Origin of the sequence: Aeromonas dhakensis (assembly GCF_002285935.1) — a bacterium.
Taxonomy (GTDB): domain Bacteria; phylum Pseudomonadota; class Gammaproteobacteria; order Enterobacterales; family Aeromonadaceae; genus Aeromonas; species Aeromonas dhakensis.
This window is the reverse complement of the sequence record NZ_CP023141.1, coordinates 3,488,094-3,504,223: the sequence shown is the minus strand read 5'-3', so window position 1 is coordinate 3,504,223 and position 16,130 is coordinate 3,488,094. Positions and strand designations below refer to the sequence as shown.

Sequence of the window (16,130 nt, the reverse complement as noted above, 5' to 3'; positions counted from 1 at the left end):
AATAAAATGCAAATGAGATTTGTTACTATTAACTCATTGCATTAGAGGATCAGATGTACGCCACTCACCCCCCTTTGACCCTGGTCGCCGCGACTATCTCCGCCCTGTTGGCTGGCCCTGTGCAGGCAGCCGCTGCCGAGCGCCCGACACAGACCCGGGCCGACGAGACCCTGACCGTGCTCGGCGAGACCTATCGCAACACCGCGACCAAGACCCGGCTCGACCCCCTGGAGACGCCCCAGGCCATCTCGGTGGTGGAGGGGGACACCCTGGAACAGCGCGGCGTCAGCTCGGTGAGCGAGGCGCTGCGCTACGTGCCCGGCGTCAACACCGAGCTGCGGGGCGGGGCGGTCAACCGGCTGGATCTGTTCAACATCCGCGGCTTTGACAACTACCAGAACTTCTACGACGGCCTGCTGCTGCAGTACAACGACTGGAACCTGCAGCCCCAGATCGATCCGGTGGCCATCGAGCAGCTGGAAGTGTTCAAGGGGCCCACCTCCGTGCTCTACGGCAGCATGCCCCCCGGCGGCATGGTCAACCTCATCGCCAAGCGTCCCCAGCGGGAGAGCAGGCACAGCGTCAGCGTGGCGAGCGGGACGGGCACCCTCAAGGAGCTGACCCTCGACAGCACCGGCGCCCTCAACGATCAGTTTGCCTATCGGCTGGTGGGGCTGGCCCGTCAGAAAGAGGGCCAGGCGGTGACCTCAGAGGAGGAGCGCTACGTGCTGGCGCCCTCTCTCGACTGGCAGTTGAGTGACCGCACCCTGCTGAACCTCAACCTCTATTACCAGAAAGACCCGCAAGCCGGTATCTACACTACTGTGCCGGCCAGCGGCTCGGTCAAATCCAACCCGCTTGGCCAGCTGGGTAGCGATACCTTCCTTGGCGATGAAAACTGGAATCACTACAGCCGGGAGGTGACCCTGCTCGGCTACAAGCTGAGCCACGACTTCAACGCCAACTGGCAGCTGCTGCAAAACGCCCGCTACATGGATGCCTCGGCCAACCAGCAGAACACCTACAACGCGGCACTGGCGGCCGATAACCGCACCCTGGCCCGCAACGCCTACCTGACCGATGAAGAGTCCCGCGGCTTTGTCATCGACAACCAGCTGGCGGGCAAGGTGCAGACCGGCAAGGCCCAGCACAACCTGCTGCTGGGGGTCGATTACCAGTATCTGGATGCACGTATTCTCTACCGGGATACCCTCGACTATTCCGCTCCCGCCATCGACATCTTCAACCCGAATCACCAGCAGATAGTGCCGGCAGATCTGGCCTTCAACTATCAGGACAACCGCACCATCCGCCAGTACCAGAGCGGTCTCTACCTGCAGGATCAGGTGCGCCTCGATCGGCTGGTGGTCATCGGCGGCGCCCGCTACGACCGCTACCGGATGGACACCGACAGCCGGACCCTCTATCAGGGGGCGGCGAGCAACACCCTGGCCCAGATTGATCAGGACAACCTCTCGCTGCGCCTCGGTGCCCTCTACGAGCTGGATCACGGCCTCTCGCCCTATGTGAGCTATGCCGAGAGTTTCGAACCGGTGGCGGGGGCAGACAAGCAGGGCCAGGCGTTCAAACCGGCCACCGGCCGGCAGTGGGAAGGGGGGCTCAAGTTCCTCTCCGAGGACATGAGCAAGACAGCCACTCTCTCGGCGTTCCACATCACCAAGCAAAATGCCCTGGTGACGGATCCGGACAACGTTTACGGACCCAAGCTGCAGACCGGCGAGATGGTCTCCAAGGGGGTCGAGCTGGAGGGGCGACTCGATCTCACCAGCCGCTGGGATCTGGCGCTGAGCTATACCCGTCAGGAGATGGAGATCACCCGCGACACCACCAGCCTGCAGGGCAAGACCCCGGTCTGGGTACCCAAGCAAATGGCTTCGCTGTGGAGCAACTACCTGCCGGCCGGCCCGCTGGCAGGAGCGCGCCTGGGAGCCGGTCTGCGCTACGTGGGGGAGGCCCAGCTGGATGCCGCCAACACCGATACGGTGCCGGATTACCTGCTGATGGACATGGCCGCCTCCTACGATCTGGCCCAACTCAGCCAGCGCCTGCAAGGGGGGGAGGTGTCACTCAGCGCCAGCAACCTGTTCAACAAGACCTACTACTCCTGCTACGACCAGAACAACTGCTGGTTCGGGGCAGAGCGCAGCGTGGAGGCGCGACTCAAATACGTATTCTGACCCTGCGTCCCGGGCCGCGCCCGGGACTCTCTCACCCCATGAGCGGCGCCGGCCGTCGTGTCCGCAGCCGGGATGCGCGGCGCGAGCCGGATCTGCAGTCGCTGGCGGATCACGGCGCCCTGTTCGCCGCCGCTGCCGGGCTTATCCCGTCCCTCAAGGGGCGGCTGGTGGCTGCCGGCGAGGCTGCGGCGCTGTTGACGACGACCGAACAGGCCACGCCTGCCGAGGTGGCGGCCGCACTGCACGAGTATTGGCGGCTGGCCCATCCGGAGGCAGGCCCCGCCTACTGGCTCACCCGCAGCTGGGGCATGCTCTGCTGGCAATCCATCTATCTGGCCATGGTGGCCGTCTATCGGCTGCGGGCCGTGCCGGCGCTGGAGAGGCTGGGCCAGGGTTATCAGGATGGGCTGGTATCGGGCTTTACCCTGCCGGCCGAACCCATGATCAAGGGGAAGCAGGAGGTGTTGATCAAGGCGGCGGGCGAGCGGCTGCAGGCCCATTGGCAGGCGCTGTTCGCACAGCTCGGGCAGGTGCAGCGACTGCGGCCCGGTTTCGTGCGGCCGCTCTTGGCGGACGATCTGCTGGCGGCGCTGGTGCGGGTGCCCGCGTTCTTTGACGAGATAAGCCCCGCCGAGGTGGCGGCCCATGCGCCGCACTGGCTTGCCGCCTGCGGCCTGCCGGCCGAGCATCTGGCGGGCTGGCAGCCGGCGCCCTGGCCGCTAGCGGCCGGCTTGGTCGGTTATGTGCGCCAGCGCTGCTGCCTGCACTACAAGCGCCGCGATGGTGAGCTGTGCGCCAACTGCCCGCGGCGGCGGGGGGCGGCGAGCTGTGAAGAGGGTGCTTGAATAAGAAGCCCTGCGTGATGACAAGCCGCCCCAAGGCGGCTTTTTATTGCGCCTCGCCGTGTAGATTACTGCGCTTTTGCGTCGCCCATCTTGCTGCGAATGCGCTCGAACAGGCTCTGCAAACAGGCTTGATCCCGATCGGCGGCGCGCACGGCGCCATACATGTGGCGGCGCACCCCCTCGGCGAGCGGGCGCGCCTCGAGCAGCCCCTGCCGCACGAACTCCTCGCAGGCCCAGCGCGGCAGGGCGGCGACACCCAGGCCGGCGGCTGCCATCTGCAGCATCACGGAGGTGTTGTCCACCGGCTTGCAGCGGGCGGGTTCGATACCGGCCGGCTGCAGGAAGCGGCTGAACACGTCCATCCGCGCCCGCTCCACCGGGTAGACCAGCAGCACCTCGGGGCGCAGATCCTCAGGCTTGATGGTCTGCTGCCCACAGAGGGGGTGGTCCGGCGCCATCACCAGCACCAGCTCGAAGGCGAACAGCGGCTCGAAGTGGAGATCGCCGCGCGCCTGCACGTCCGAGGTGAGCAGCAAGTCGAGCTGGCCGCCGAGCAGGGCGCTGATGGCATCAAAGCCCGGCACCGATTCCACCTCCAGATCCACCCCCGGCCACTGGCGGCGAAAAGCGGGCAACAGCGGCAGCAGCCACTGGATGCAGCTGTGGCAATCGAGCGCCAGGTGGAGGCGACCGGCATCGCCGCTGTGCAGGGCCTGCAGCTGTTTTTCGGTCTGCGCCAGCGCCGGCAGCACCTGGCGGGCCAGCCCCAGCAGCTGGTTGCCGGCCGCAGTCAGCACCAGGGGGCGGCTCTTGCGCAGATAGAGCTCCAGATTGAGGCGGGTCTCCAGCTCTTTTAGCTGGTGGGAGAGGGCGGACTGGGTGAGGTTGAGGGTCAGCGCCGCACCGGCCAGCGAGCCTTGCTCGGCCAGCGCGCTCACCGTTTTCAGGTGCTTGATGTCGATCCCCGGGTTGCTTGACACCGCCATGGTATCCCTCCTTGTTGTGCCTGGGCGGCGGCTTGTTGCCCGCCTTGAGAATTTCTTGAGAGCCAGTTGAAAAGGATTCAATAGCCAACGCCACCTTATCTTGTCATTTTGGATGTGTAAACATCTGGATGGCTAAATCATCCAGTTCACCATCAGATGAATGAGCATAAGGAATGGAACCTATGACCTGCGCACACACCCTGGGCTTTCCCCGTATCGGCGCCAAGCGCGAGCTGAAATTTGCCCTCGAATCCTACTGGCGCGGCGAGACCAGCCAGGCCGAACTCATCGCCACCGGCAAGAGCCTGCGTGAGCGTCACTGGCAGGCCCAGCAACAGGCCGGTGTGACCCTGCTGCCGGTGGGTGACTTCGCCTGGTACGATCAAGTGCTCGGCACCAGCCTGCTGGTGGATGCCATCCCCGCCCGCCACCGCCATGGCGACACCGACCTCGATACCCTGTTCCGGGTCGCCCGTGGCCGTGCGCCGACCGGCCCGGCCGCCGCCGCCGCCGAGATGACCAAGTGGTTCAACACCAACTACCACTACCTGGTGCCTGAGTTCAGCCGCGACCAGCGTTTCAAACTGGGCTGGAGCCAGCTGTTTGACGAAGTGGAAGAGGCCAAGGCGCTGGGGCTGCCGGTCAAGGCGGTGCTGCTGGGCCCTGTCTCCTACCTCTGGCTTGGCAAGGAGAAAGAGGGCGGCTTCTCCCGGCTCGAACTGCTCGACCGTCTGCTCATCGTCTATCAGGAGATCCTGGCGAAACTGGCCGCCCAGGGGGTGGAGTGGGTACAGATCGACGAGCCGGCGCTGGCGCTGGACCTGCCGGACGAGTGGCGTCTCGCCTATCTCAACGCTTACGAGCGTCTGGCTGGCCCCTGCAAGCTGCTGCTCACCACCTATTTTGGCTCTGTTGCCCATCAGCGCGACATCATCACCAGCCTGAAGGTGGATGGCCTGCACCTGGATCTGGTGGCGGCGCCCGAGCAGCTGGAGACCCTGGTCCCGCACCTGCCGGCCCAGTGGGTCATCTCGGCCGGGGTCATCAACGGTCGCAACGTCTGGCGTGCCAACCTGGCCAAGCTGGTACCGACTCTAAAATCGCTGAAGGATAAGCTTGGCGAGCGGCTCTGGGTGGCCTCCTCCTGCTCCTTGCTGCACAGCCCGGTCGACTTGACCCTCGAATTGGAGCTGGATGCCCAGACTCGCAGCTGGTTCGCCTTCGCCCTGCAAAAATGCTACGAGCTGGGGTTGCTGGCTGACCATCTCAATGGCGGGGAGCTGGACAAAATCACTGCCTACAGCCAGCCCATCGTGGATCGGGAGTCCGACAGCCGGGTCCACAAGAAGGCGGTGCAGTCACGGCTCGCCAGCCTGACCAACAGCGATTTCGATCGCCACAGCGCCTACCCGGTGCGGGCCGAGGCACAGCGCTCGGATCTCAAGCTGCCGCTGTTGCCGACCACCACCATCGGCTCCTTCCCGCAGACCTCGGAAATTCGGGTGCTGCGCCAGGATTGGCGCGCCGGTCGCATCGACGACAGTGCCTACGAGGCGGGCATTCAGGCCCAGATCAATGATGCCATCCTGCGCCAGGAGGCCATCGGGCTGGACGTGCTGGTGCACGGCGAAGCCGAGCGCAACGACATGGTGGAGTATTTCGGTGAGCTGCTGGACGGCTTTGCCATCACCCGCTTCGGCTGGGTACAGAGCTATGGCTCGCGCTGCGTCAAGCCGCCGGTGATCACCCGTGACATCGACCGACCGACCCCCATGACCCTTGAGTGGACGAAGTTTGCCCAGAGCCTGACCGACAAGCCGGTCAAGGGCATGCTGACCGGCCCGGTGACCATCCTCTGCTGGTCCTTCCCGCGCGAAGACGTGAGCCGCGAGCAGTCCGCCCTGCAGATTGGCCTGGCCATTCGTGACGAGGTGGCAGATCTCGAAGCTGCCGGCATCAAGATCATCCAGATCGACGAGCCGGCGATCCGTGAAGGTCTGCCGCTGCGCAAGCAGGATCATCAGGCTTATCTCGACTGGGCGGTACGGGCTTTCCGTCTGAGCGCAAGCCCGGTGGCGGACAGCACCCAGATCCACACCCACATGTGTTACAGCGACTTCAACCTCATCATCGAGGCGGTGGCGGCGCTGGATGCGGACGTGATCACCATCGAGACCAGCCGCAGCCAGATGCAGCTGCTTGAAGCGTTCGAGCGCTTCAACTACCCCAACGAAATCGGCCCGGGCGTCTATGACATCCACTCGCCGAACGTGCCGAGCCAGAGCTGGATTGAAGGCCTGCTGCGCAAGGCGGCCAAGCAGATCCCGGCCGAGCGGCTGTGGGTCAACCCGGATTGCGGCCTCAAGACCCGCGGCTGGGAAGAGACCGAGGCCGCCCTCAAGGTGATGGTCGATGCCACCAAGGCGCTGCGCGCCGAGCTGGCCTGAAGAGCATCAGCAAACAACAAGAGAGTACGGGCATAACGAACGAGGGAAGGCGCAAGCCTTCCCTCTTTTTTGTTGGTTGAAGCCCCTCAGAGGGTGACGACAAAGGCGCCGCTGGCAAGCCCCGGGCTTGGGACGGGCGAGGGGGCGCTCGGCAGCTGCTGCGGCTGGGGCTCCCGCGCCAGTGCCTCGGCCAGCCAGTGGTGATCGAGGGGGATGGCATTGCGATCACCGATCACCAGATTGAGGTGCTGGGCGCCGAGGCAGCCGTAGCGGGCGGGATCGGTCTGGGTAAAGAGGCCGAGGCAGGGCACGCCGCTGGCGGCGGCCAGGTGCAATGGCCCGGTGTCACCGCTGATGAAGAGGGAGAGGCCGCCGGCAAAGCGGGCCAGCTCGCTCAGGCTGGAGAGGGAGACCTGCACGTCGCCGAGCTGGGGCTGGGGATCGGCGGGATCCTCGAGCTGGATCAGCAGGGCGGCGGGATAGTGGCGGCGCAGATCCCCGAGCAGTCGTTGCCACTGGGGCAGGGAGAGCCCCTTGCCCTTGCGGGCACCGGTGAAAAAGCCGATGAGCGGCCGTTCCGGGTAGTCCTGCCTGAGCGCCAGCAGCCGTGGGCTGGCGCTGTGCAGCAAGCTGCCGAGCTCAATCTGATCGGCGAGATGACCGTGCATGCCGAGCAGTTGCAGCGGCTGGTGGGCGTAGTGGCAGTGATCGTTGGGAGTGAGGGGCTGGGGGAACAGGGCATCCCCCTTGGCATCGTCAAAGCCCAGCTTCTCGCGGGCTTTTACCCAGCCGGCGATGAGGTGATCGGTGCTGGAGGCAAAGGGCACATAGACCCGATCGTAATGCTGACGGCGCAGTCGCCACAGCACCGACAGGGAGGCCAGCAGCCGCTTGCCCTGCAACCTGACCGGGTGAATGCGCTGCAGTTGCAGATCGGCCAGGAAGGGGAGCAGCTGGCCGCCGATGCACACCAGCTCTATCTCGGCATGGGGGTGGGCACTGCGTACCTTTTGCAGGAAGGGCAGCAGAAACAGGTTGTTGCCGATGCGGCAGGTGCTGCGAATGACCAGGATCCGCTGGGGAGGCTGGCTGGCTGCCGGCAGTCGGCCTTGACGCGCGAGCCAGGCGAGGGCGGCCCGCTCCAGCCCGGCGGTCCAGCAGCGACGCTGACCGTCGAAGCGGCGCAGGGCATCTCTGATAGTGCTCATAAGTAGTGGCTCCGTGCATGAATATGGCCTCAAGGTGACACGACATTTCTTAAGCCGAGGTTAAGAAAAGAGAAAAATGAGGGGGGCACGCCATTTTTTGTAAGAATTTGTTGCTGAGTCACAGTTTCAGAGTGCTCGGATGGAACAGCGGCGTTTCCGTATGATTCCTGTTTTCCTGGGGCGGGATGGCTGAGCGGAGTAGATCGCATCTCCTGGTGGTATTTGCCAGCGGTATGTCGTTAAAATCGCGCATTTGAAATGAATGTTATCCTCGCAGGAGCCCCATGCAGTTCAGGGATTTCTTTCCGGTATCCACCAATACCAGTCTCAAAGAGAGTTGTTACGGCGCCCTTGGCGCCTTCGTCGGGCTGTTGGGCACCGCCTTCTTGTGCCGCTGGGGGCTGGGGCTTGAGGTTCATTGGCTGATCGCCCCCATGGGGGCCTCCGCCGTGCTGTTGTTTACCGCGCCTGCCAGCCCGCTGGCCCAGCCCTGGTCCATCCTGGTGGGCAACGGGGTCTCGGCGCTGATGGGGGTGCTGAGTGCCAGCCTGGTGGCGGATCCGGCGCAGGCCGCCGCCCTCGCCGTGATGCTGGCCATCGCCGCCATGTTGCTCACCCGCAGCCTGCATCCCCCCGGTGGCGCCGTGGCGTTGACCGCGGTCATCGGCGGCGAGGGGATCCGCCAGCTCGGGGTCGGCTATGTGCTGCTGCCGGTGCTGCTCAATTCGCTGTTGTTGCTGCTGCTGGCGCTCTGCTACAACCGGCTGCTGGGGCGCCGTTACCCCAACAGCGGTCAGGCCCGGCCCAACCGCCATCAGACCGCCGATCCCCAGCCGAGCGAGCGGGTGGCGACCCAGGCGGCGGACATCGACTTTGCGCTGGAGAAGCACGGCGAGCTGCTCGACATCAGCCGCCAGGATCTGCAGGCGCTGCTGCAGGAGGCCCAGCTGCATGCCCTGCGGGCCAGGGTGGGCACGGTGCGGGTGCAGGAGGTGATGTCGCGGGATCTGATCCTGATAGAGGCGCAGCAGCCGGCCATGGCGGCCTGGCAACGGCTCTCCCACCATCAGGTCAAGGCGCTGCCGGTGGTGGACGGGGCCGGCAGGCTGACCGGCATCATCACTCTGCACGACCTGCTGATCGACCGGTTACTGCAACAGCCGCGAGGCGCGGCAGAGTTGGCTGAGCTGCGGGTCGCGGATCTGATGACCCGCAAGGTGTCGACCGCCCGCCACGATCAGCCGCTCTACGATCTGGTGGGCGCCTTCTCCGATGGCGGTCTGCACCATATGCCGGTGGTGGATGGCGAGCAGCTGGTGGGGATCCTGACCCAGTCGGACATGGTGGCAGCGCTGTTCAACCTGGCGCTGCATCCGGCGCAGGGCGAAACCGGCGCGCCGGTCAGTCCATAAGAAAGGCCCCTCACGGGGCCTTTTTGTTGTCTGTGCCTAGGCACTGCATGGCTGAACAAACCGAACAAGGTCAAAACAAGAGGGAGTACCAGGCACTCCCTCGTTGGGATAAGAGAGACGGGGGACAAGGCTCAGCCGTAGCGGGCCATGGTGAGCCCTTCATCGCTGATGGCGGTGTCGCTGCCGCTGATGAGATCGCACAGCAGCTGACCCGAGCCTGCCGCCATGGTCCAGCCCAGGGTGCCATGGCCGGTGTTGAGCCAGAGCCCGGGGATGGGGCTTGGGCCCACCAGCGGGGTGCCGTCCGGCGTCATGGGGCGCAGCCCGGTCCAGAAGTCGGCGCGGCTGATGTCGCCCCCCTCGGGGAAGAGATCACCGACCACCATGGCCAGGGTGTCGTGCCGTTTCGGGTTGAGGGCCAGGTTGTAGCCCGACAGCTCCGCCATGCCGCCGACCCGGATCCGCTCATCGAAACGGGTGATGGCCACCTTGTAGGTTTCGTCCAGCACGGTGCTGCGCGGCGCGGCCTCGGCGTTGATCATCGGCAGGGTGAGGGAGTAGCCCTTGACCGGGTAGACCGGCAGATCGAGCCCGAGCGGGCGCAGGAAGCCGGTGGCATAGCTGCCGAGGGCACAGACGATGGCGTCGGCCTTGAAGCGCTGCTCGCCGGCCCGCACCGCCACGGCGCGTCCCTGCGCCAGCTCGATCTCGTCGATAGCGCAGTTGAACACGAATTTGACCCCCAGTCGCTGCGCTTCCGCAGCCATTGCCTTGGTGAAGCGGAAGCAGTCGCCGGTCTCGTCCCCCGGCAGGCGCAGACCGCCCACTATCTTGCCGCGTACCCGGGCCAGCGCCGGCTCTGCCCCTTCACACCCAGCGGCATCGAGGGACTGATAGGGCACGCCGTACTCTTCCAGCACCTCGATGTCGCGTTTGCTGGCATCGAGCTGGGCCTGACTGCGGAACAGCTGCAGGGTGCCGAGCTGGCGCCCCTCGTAGTCCAGCGCCAGCTCGTCGCGCAGCAGCTTCATGCAGTCGCGGCTGTATTCGGCCAGCCGCACCATGCGCCCCTTGTTGACCGCATAGGCTGCCGGGGTGCAGTTGGCAAACATCTTCAGCATCCAGCGCAGCTGGAAGGGATCCGAGGTCGGCCGCACCGTGAAGGGGGCATGTTTTTGCAGCAGCCACTTGGCGGCCTTGAGGGGAATGCCGGGGGCCGCCCAGGGGGCCGCGTAACCGGGGGAGATCTGGCCGGCATTGGCGTGGCTGGTTTCAAGGGCCACCCCGTCACGCCGCTCCAGCAGGGTCACCTTGTGACCCGCCTTGGCCAGATACCAGGCGCTGGTCACGCCGACCACGCCACCACCGAGTACCACTATGTCCATCTTGTCTCTCCTTGACTGGGGCCCTCACATTAATCAGCCGCCACAGGATATTCAACTGGTGTAGATATAATTGGGATATATATCTATTTACAATTATTTAACTGGTTTTCAATGTTGAAATTTGTGGACTTGCTGGCATTAGATGTGGCAGTCAGAGCCGCTCCAGCTGGATCAGGTACTGCTCCGCCGTCGCCAGGATGGCGTGCTGCTGTTCGGCGGCCTGGCCATCCCAGTTGGCATAGGGCAGGGCGAGGCGAGGATTGCTGCCAAGTTTGTCCCGGTTGCGCCATAAAAAATGCCAGTAGAGGCTGTTGAAGGGGCAACTCCCGTCGCCGCTGCGGGCCTTCACCTGGTAGTGGCATCCCTTGCAGTAGTGGCCCATCCGCTCGAGATAGGCGCCGCTGCTGGCGTAGGGCTTGCTGCCCATCAGGCCGCCATCGGCAAACTGGCTCATGCCGCGGGTGTTGGGCAGCTCCACCCACTCGATGGCATCCACATAGATGCCGAGATACCAGGCATCCACCTCGTCGGGAGCGATCCCCGCCAGCAGGGCAAAGTTGCCGGTCACCATCAGCCGCTGGATATGGTGGGCGTAGGCGTGATCCAGAGACTGGGCAATGGCGTGACGCACGCAGGCCATCCTGGTTTCTCCACTCCAGAAGAAACCGGGTAGCGGCCGCTCGGCCCCGAGAAAATTGGTACGCCGATAGTCGGGCATCTTCTCCCAGTAGAGGGCGCGCACGAACTCGCGCCAGCCGAGGATCTGGCGGATAAAGCCCTCCACCTGGGAGAGCGAAATGGCGGCCTGATTGGCCTGCCAGTGGGTTTCGGCGGCGCGGATCACCTCAAGCGGGTGGAGCATCTTGCTATTGAGGGAAAACGACAGGCGGCTATGAAACAGGCTCCAGCCCCGCTCGCTCAGGGCATCCTGATAGCGGCCAAAGTGCGGCAGGCAGTGGGCCAGAAAATGGGCAAGCAGCTCGCGACTCTGGCGCCGGCTGATGGGCCAGGGCAGTCTGCTAGCATCCGCCTCGCCGATGGTGCTGACCCCGTGGCGGGTCAACATGGCGTCGATGTCGCTCACCTGGTTGGCAAAGGTGAGGGGCGCCGGGATGGGCTGGCTCGCCGGCAGTTTGGCGCGATTCTCGTCATCAAAATTCCAGCGCCCGCCAAGGGGTTGGCCACGCTCATCAAGCAGCACCCTGTATTGTTTGCGCAGGGCGCGGTAGAAGAATTCCATCCGGCTGTGGGGGTAGCGCTGCCAGCCATCGCGGGGGGTGAGGAAATGTTCGCTCTCCACCTCGGTGGCAGGGATGGTCAGGCCTGCCGCCCAGCTTTTTAGCTGGCTTGCGAGGCGCCACTCGTCCGGGCTCTGCCAGGCAAAGCTGTCGGCCTGATGTGCTTCGAGCTGAGCCTCCAGCAAGCTGGGCAAGTCGGGCCAGCGGGCGCTCTCATCGAGGGTCAGGTAACAGACGCGATGGCCCGCCTTGCCGAGGGCCGCCGCGAAGGCGCGCATGGCGGCAAAGAAGGCCAGCACCTTCTGGCGGTGGTGGCGGCAGTAGTCGGTCTCCTGGCGCAGCTCCGCCATCAGGTTGCAGACCGCCGGATCCGGCGTGCGAAACCAGCTGTGAGCGGCGTTGAGCTGATCGCCGAGCACAAGGCGCAGCTCCATCAGGCTGGTTCCCCATTATCTTGATGACTGCGATGATGACTGCGGTGACGAGCGCGGCGACAGCGCTCGCTGCAGTAGCGCACAGCCTCCCAGCAATTTGCCCACTTGCGCCGCCAGCTAAAGGGGCGCTGGCAGACGGGGCAGATCTTCTCGGGCAGATGGGCTTTGCGATGCATGGGACTTCCGATGGTTGGCAAGGAGCGGCGTGAACAGGATCAAGTCACCGGGATAACAGCTTAACGAAGCGGGGCACAGGGGGGATCACTGTCGCCGGTATCGAGTCCGCTAAGTGGGCACTTTGTGAGCAGACGCACAACCCGTCGACACTCGGATTGTTTGCATGACAACCAGTTGTTAACTTGGCGAGGCTGCCTGCTAGCAGCATCCATCAATGGATCTTATTGGCCACCGACTGGTTACAACCGACATGGAGGGGAGTGATGCCAATCGTGACAGCTACGCCCCGGGCAGCTTGCCTGCTCGCCCACTGGTACACCCGGGATCCCATTCTGACCCTCGACTTTCCTCACCGCTGATTGGCGGCAGCCGCCGTTTGAATTTGTCAGCCGGACGACCCTGATCGCCCCGGCCTCTTTACCAATTCCAATTTCAAACACACTGGCGTTGCGCCGGTGAGGAGTCTTTTATGCGTCGTATACCCGAACCGTTTCGTATCAAGATGGTCGAGCCCATCAAACAGACCACTGGCGCCGAGCGCCGCGCCGCCCTCGAGGCCGCTGGCTGGAACCCCTTCCTGCTGCTGGCCGAGGATGTCTACATCGATCTGCTGACCGACAGCGGCACAGGTGCCATGTCCGATCGTCAGTGGGCGGGCATCATGATGGGGGACGAGGCCTATGCGGGCAGCCGCAACTTCGTCGAGCTGGAGCGCACGGTGCGCGAGATCTTTGGTTACCAGCATGTGATGCCCACCCACCAGGGGCGCGGGGCCGAGCAGATCCTCTTCCCGGAGCTGGTCAAGCGCTGCCGGGGCAAGGCGCCGGTCTTCATCTCCAACTACCACTTCGACACCACCAAGGCCCACGTGGAGTTGGCCGGCGCGCGGGCCATCAACCTGCTCACCCCGAAAGCCCTCGACACCATGGCCCCCTACGCTTGGAAGGGGGATTTTGATCTCCCTCGCCTGAGCGACACCATCGAAACCCTGGGGGCCGCCAACGTGGCCGGCATCATCATCACGGTCACCTGCAACAGCGCCGGTGGCCAGCCGGTCTCCATGGCCAATATGGAGGCGGTCGCCGAGCTGGCCCGTCGCCACTATATTCCGGTGGTGATCGACGCCGCCCGTTTTGCCGAGAACGCCTGGTTTATCAAGGAGCGGGACCCGGCCTATGCCAAGTGCAGCATCAAGGAGATAGTGCGCCAGATGTTTGCGCTGGGGGACATCTTCACCATGTCGGCCAAGAAGGACGGGCTGGTCAATATCGGCGGGCTCTGCTGCTTTAAAGAGGATCTCGACCTGTTTCGCGCGGTGCAGGTGCGCTGCGTGGCGATGGAGGGGTTTGTCACCTATGGCGGCCTTGCCGGGCGGGACATGGCGGCGCTCGCCATCGGCCTGCGCGAGGGGATGGATGAGGAGTATCTCACCTATCGCATCAGTCAGGTGGCTTATCTGGGCGAACGGCTGGCCGAGGCAGGCATTCCCATCCAGACTCCCACCGGCGGTCATGCGGTCTTTGTGGACGCCAAGAAGCTGCTGCCCCATATTCCGGCCGGGCAGTTCCCGGCCCATGCGCTCGCCTGCGAGCTCTATCTGGAAGGGGGTGTGCGCGGGGTGGAGATAGGCTCCCTGCTGCTGGGGCGCGATCCCGTCACCGGCAAGCAGGAGGCGGCGGACTTTGAGCTGTTGCGACTCACCATTCCGCGTCGGGTCTACACCCGGGATCACATGGACTACGTGGCCGACTGCCTGATCGCGGTGAAAGCGCGGGCCAGCGACATTCGTGGGCTCACCTTTGACTACGAGCCGCCGCTGCTACGTCACTTCACCGCGCGGCTCAAGCCGATCTGATCGCCAGCACGTCGGCGCCGTAGCCAGCAGGCTTGGCCACAAGGCTCAACAACAAAAGCCCCCGCACCTGGATGCGGGGGCTTTTTTGACGATGATCGCCGGGAGCCTTACTGGCTGCTGAACAGCTTGGTCCGGGGGCTGGACTGGGCGGTCAGGCTCATACGACCGGAGGTCTCCAGCCAGGATTTGATCCGCTTGGCATCGGCCACCCGGGCGTTGGGAGTGTCGGCGTTGAGCAGCACCATGATCACCGGCTCGCGGTTGATCTGGGTGGCCATCACCAGGCAGCGCCCCGCCTCGCGGATGTAACCGGTCTTGGAGAGGGAGATGGGCCAGCTCCCTTCGCGCACCAGTCGGTTGGAGTTGAGGTAGTGCAGCTGACGCTTGCCGTTGCGCACCATGCGCTCCTCGGTGGAGGAGTACTGGCGAATGAGCGGATAGGTGGATGCCGCCGCCACCAGCTTGGCGAGATCGTGGGCGCTGGAGACGTTGCGAGGGGTGAGCCCGGTACTGTCGGAGAACTGGGTGCTCCACATGCCGAGCATGCGGGCCTTGGCATTCATCGCCTCGATGAAGGCGCGCTGGCCACCCGGGTAGTTTCTGGCCAGCGCCGAGGCGGCGCGGTTTTCCGACGACATCAGGGCGATATGCAGCATGTCGGCTCGGCTCAGGCGCGAGCCCACCGCCAGTCGCGATCCGGTGCCCTTGAGCCTGTCCACGTCGGCCATGGTAACGGTCAGCATCTCGGAGAGACGCTGGTTGGCATCGAGCACCACCAGTGCCGTCATCAGCTTGGTGATGGAGGCTATCGGCATCACCCGGTTGGCGTTGCGCTCCGACAGCACTTCACCGGTGCGCGGGTTGGCCACCACGAAGGCGGCGGAGCTCAGCGCCAGATCGTTGCGCTGCTCCAGAAAGCTGTTGGGGGAGTGGGACTGGGCTGAAAACGGATTGGCTTGAGCGCTCTCCATGCTGACGGGAACGAGGAAGGCACCGAGCAACAGGGTAAGAAAAGGGCGAGTAATCATGATTTGACGCTACCGTACGGCTGACAGGGATATTTGGCTAAGTTATATGACGGTAATTGACGCTTCACAACGTCTAATGGCCCGATATTTCAATTTTATGGGATGGCGCACCTTGAAATAACGGTAATGAGCGCTATGGGCGGCTTCATACGAGTAATGATAGGGTTGGTCGGCGTGAGAAACATGGCTGCAGTGTGCGGCTGGTGGCGCCCTCTTGCCGTCAGATGATCGATCTTTTAGCGGTCTCTATTGCCTGCGTCCCTATCTTCACTCATTCTTGGTGATCATCTCTGTTGAAAACGGCCTGATCAGGGGCGGCTACATGTGCTGATGGCGGCCATGGCCGGCGACGGATCACCACAGGATCAAGAAGATAACGAGAGGGCTCCTGGCATTCACGCGCTATGGCGTCATGGCTACCCGCATCAGCGCCGAGGGGCTGTTTTCGACAAAGTAGTGCCAGAGGTGATCATAGAGTGCCTGCTGGCCGGGGAAACTCACCAGTGCCTTGGCCTCGGCCAAGGTGCACCAGCGATATTCGGTGTGCTCATCATTGAGGGTGACCACCTGATTGGGCGGGCAATAGACCACAAAGACCGGCACTACCTCCACCGTATTTGAAACGCTTTCGTAAAATTGTTCCAGATAATGGGCTGTGTATAACTCGCAAACTCTGATACCCGTCTCCTCGCCAAATTCGCGAATAATGGTCTGCCAGCCGGTTTCCCCCGCCTCGACCGTGCCCGCCACATGGCACCAGAAACCACCCTTTACGCGTTTCATCACCAGCAGCTTTGTTTCACCATCAATCGTTGAGAGGGCGACACCGGAGACGGTTTTACAGCGAATGGGGATCATGGGATAGGCTCTAATAACAGGTTCAATGGACGCCTATTGTTCGGCCGCCGACGGGAGGT

The 16,130-nt window shown here is 63.9% G+C and carries 12 protein-coding genes; 5 read left to right on the top strand and 7 right to left on the bottom strand.

Annotated features, from left to right (window positions below):
• Positions 1 to 53: 53 nt before the first annotated feature.
• Together CK627_RS16285 and CK627_RS16280 are read left to right on the top strand one after the other, a co-directional pair.
• Positions 54 to 2,198: a TonB-dependent siderophore receptor gene (locus CK627_RS16285; RefSeq protein ID WP_095592876.1), complete on the top strand. Its 2,145-nt coding sequence runs from the start codon at positions 54 to 56 to the stop codon at positions 2,196 to 2,198.
• Between the two features lie 38 nt (positions 2,199 to 2,236).
• Entirely contained in the window at positions 2,237 to 3,043 is an 807-nt protein-coding gene (locus CK627_RS16280; protein WP_095592875.1) for a siderophore ferric iron reductase, read from the top strand.
• 65 nt (positions 3,044 to 3,108) lie between these two features.
• On the opposite strand, the gene CK627_RS16275 is transcribed toward CK627_RS16280, so the two are convergent.
• A complete protein-coding gene (locus CK627_RS16275) occupies positions 3,109 to 4,029 on the bottom strand; it encodes a LysR substrate-binding domain-containing protein (RefSeq protein WP_095592874.1) in 921 nt (306 codons plus the stop codon).
• 182 nt (positions 4,030 to 4,211) lie between these two features.
• On the opposite strand from CK627_RS16275, the gene metE reads away from it, so the two are divergent.
• Complete coding sequence (gene metE / locus CK627_RS16270) at positions 4,212 to 6,476, top strand: 5-methyltetrahydropteroyltriglutamate--homocysteine S-methyltransferase (RefSeq protein WP_167385368.1); 2,265 nt, start codon at positions 4,212 to 4,214, stop codon at positions 6,474 to 6,476.
• An 86-nt stretch (positions 6,477 to 6,562) separates the two neighbouring features.
• Here metE and CK627_RS16265 read toward each other — a convergent pair whose 3' ends face one another.
• Positions 6,563 to 7,684 carry a glycosyltransferase family 9 protein gene (locus CK627_RS16265; RefSeq protein ID WP_095592872.1) on the bottom strand — a complete coding sequence of 374 codons (1,122 nt, stop codon included), beginning with the start codon at positions 7,682 to 7,684 and terminating at the stop codon, positions 6,563 to 6,565.
• Positions 7,685 to 7,968: 284 nt separating this feature from the next.
• Here CK627_RS16265 and CK627_RS16260 point away from each other — a divergent pair, with 284 nt between their 5' ends.
• Positions 7,969 to 9,096, top strand: coding sequence for an HPP family protein (locus CK627_RS16260; RefSeq protein ID WP_095592871.1), 1,128 nt, complete (start codon positions 7,969 to 7,971; stop codon positions 9,094 to 9,096).
• 131 nt (positions 9,097 to 9,227) lie between these two features.
• Here the strand turns inward: CK627_RS16260 and CK627_RS16255 are convergent, their stop codons facing one another.
• From CK627_RS16255 to CK627_RS16245, 3 genes are all read right to left on the bottom strand, one after another.
• A complete protein-coding gene (locus tag CK627_RS16255) occupies positions 9,228 to 10,481 on the bottom strand; it encodes a D-amino acid dehydrogenase (protein WP_095592870.1) in 1,254 nt (417 codons plus the stop codon).
• Between the two features lie 151 nt (positions 10,482 to 10,632).
• Complete coding sequence (locus tag CK627_RS16250; RefSeq protein ID WP_095592869.1) at positions 10,633 to 12,153, bottom strand: cryptochrome/photolyase family protein; 1,521 nt, start codon at positions 12,151 to 12,153, stop codon at positions 10,633 to 10,635.
• A complete protein-coding gene (locus CK627_RS16245) occupies positions 12,153 to 12,329 on the bottom strand; it encodes a DUF2256 domain-containing protein (protein WP_095592868.1) in 177 nt (58 codons plus the stop codon). Before CK627_RS16245 ends, CK627_RS16250 begins: the two co-directional genes overlap by 1 nt.
• A gap of 470 nt (positions 12,330 to 12,799) precedes the next feature.
• Between CK627_RS16245 and CK627_RS16240 the strand changes: the two genes are divergently transcribed.
• A complete protein-coding gene (locus CK627_RS16240; protein WP_095592867.1) occupies positions 12,800 to 14,185 on the top strand; it encodes a tryptophanase in 1,386 nt (461 codons plus the stop codon).
• Between the two features lie 107 nt (positions 14,186 to 14,292).
• Here the strand turns inward: CK627_RS16240 and pbpG are convergent, their stop codons facing one another.
• Together pbpG and CK627_RS16230 are read right to left on the bottom strand one after the other, a co-directional pair.
• Positions 14,293 to 15,213, bottom strand: a complete 921-nt coding sequence (gene pbpG, locus CK627_RS16235; protein ID WP_017782682.1) for a D-alanyl-D-alanine endopeptidase — start codon at positions 15,211 to 15,213, stop codon at positions 14,293 to 14,295.
• A gap of 402 nt (positions 15,214 to 15,615) precedes the next feature.
• A complete protein-coding gene (locus CK627_RS16230; RefSeq protein WP_024941569.1) occupies positions 15,616 to 16,071 on the bottom strand; it encodes an NUDIX hydrolase in 456 nt (151 codons plus the stop codon).
• Between the last annotated feature and the right edge of the window lie 59 nt (positions 16,072 to 16,130).

Coding starts and splice junctions, on each gene's coding strand:
- CK627_RS16260 (WP_095592871.1), top strand. CDS start 7,969: ATGCAGTTCAGGGATTTCTTTCCGGTATCCACCAATACCAGTCTCAAA.
- pbpG (WP_017782682.1), bottom strand. CDS start 15,213: ATGATTACTCGCCCTTTTCTTACCCTGTTGCTCGGTGCCTTCCTCGTT.
- CK627_RS16265 (WP_095592872.1), bottom strand. CDS start 7,684: ATGAGCACTATCAGAGATGCCCTGCGCCGCTTCGACGGTCAGCGTCGC.
- metE (WP_167385368.1), top strand. CDS start 4,212: ATGACCTGCGCACACACCCTGGGCTTTCCCCGTATCGGCGCCAAGCGC.
- CK627_RS16255 (WP_095592870.1), bottom strand. CDS start 10,481: ATGGACATAGTGGTACTCGGTGGTGGCGTGGTCGGCGTGACCAGCGCC.
- CK627_RS16240 (WP_095592867.1), top strand. CDS start 12,800: ATGCGTCGTATACCCGAACCGTTTCGTATCAAGATGGTCGAGCCCATC.
- CK627_RS16245 (WP_095592868.1), bottom strand. CDS start 12,329: ATGCATCGCAAAGCCCATCTGCCCGAGAAGATCTGCCCCGTCTGCCAG.
- CK627_RS16285 (WP_095592876.1), top strand. CDS start 54: ATGTACGCCACTCACCCCCCTTTGACCCTGGTCGCCGCGACTATCTCC.
- CK627_RS16230 (WP_024941569.1), bottom strand. CDS start 16,071: ATGATCCCCATTCGCTGTAAAACCGTCTCCGGTGTCGCCCTCTCAACG.
- CK627_RS16275 (WP_095592874.1), bottom strand. CDS start 4,029: ATGGCGGTGTCAAGCAACCCGGGGATCGACATCAAGCACCTGAAAACG.
- CK627_RS16280 (WP_095592875.1), top strand. CDS start 2,237: ATGAGCGGCGCCGGCCGTCGTGTCCGCAGCCGGGATGCGCGGCGCGAG.
- CK627_RS16250 (WP_095592869.1), bottom strand. CDS start 12,153: ATGGAGCTGCGCCTTGTGCTCGGCGATCAGCTCAACGCCGCTCACAGC.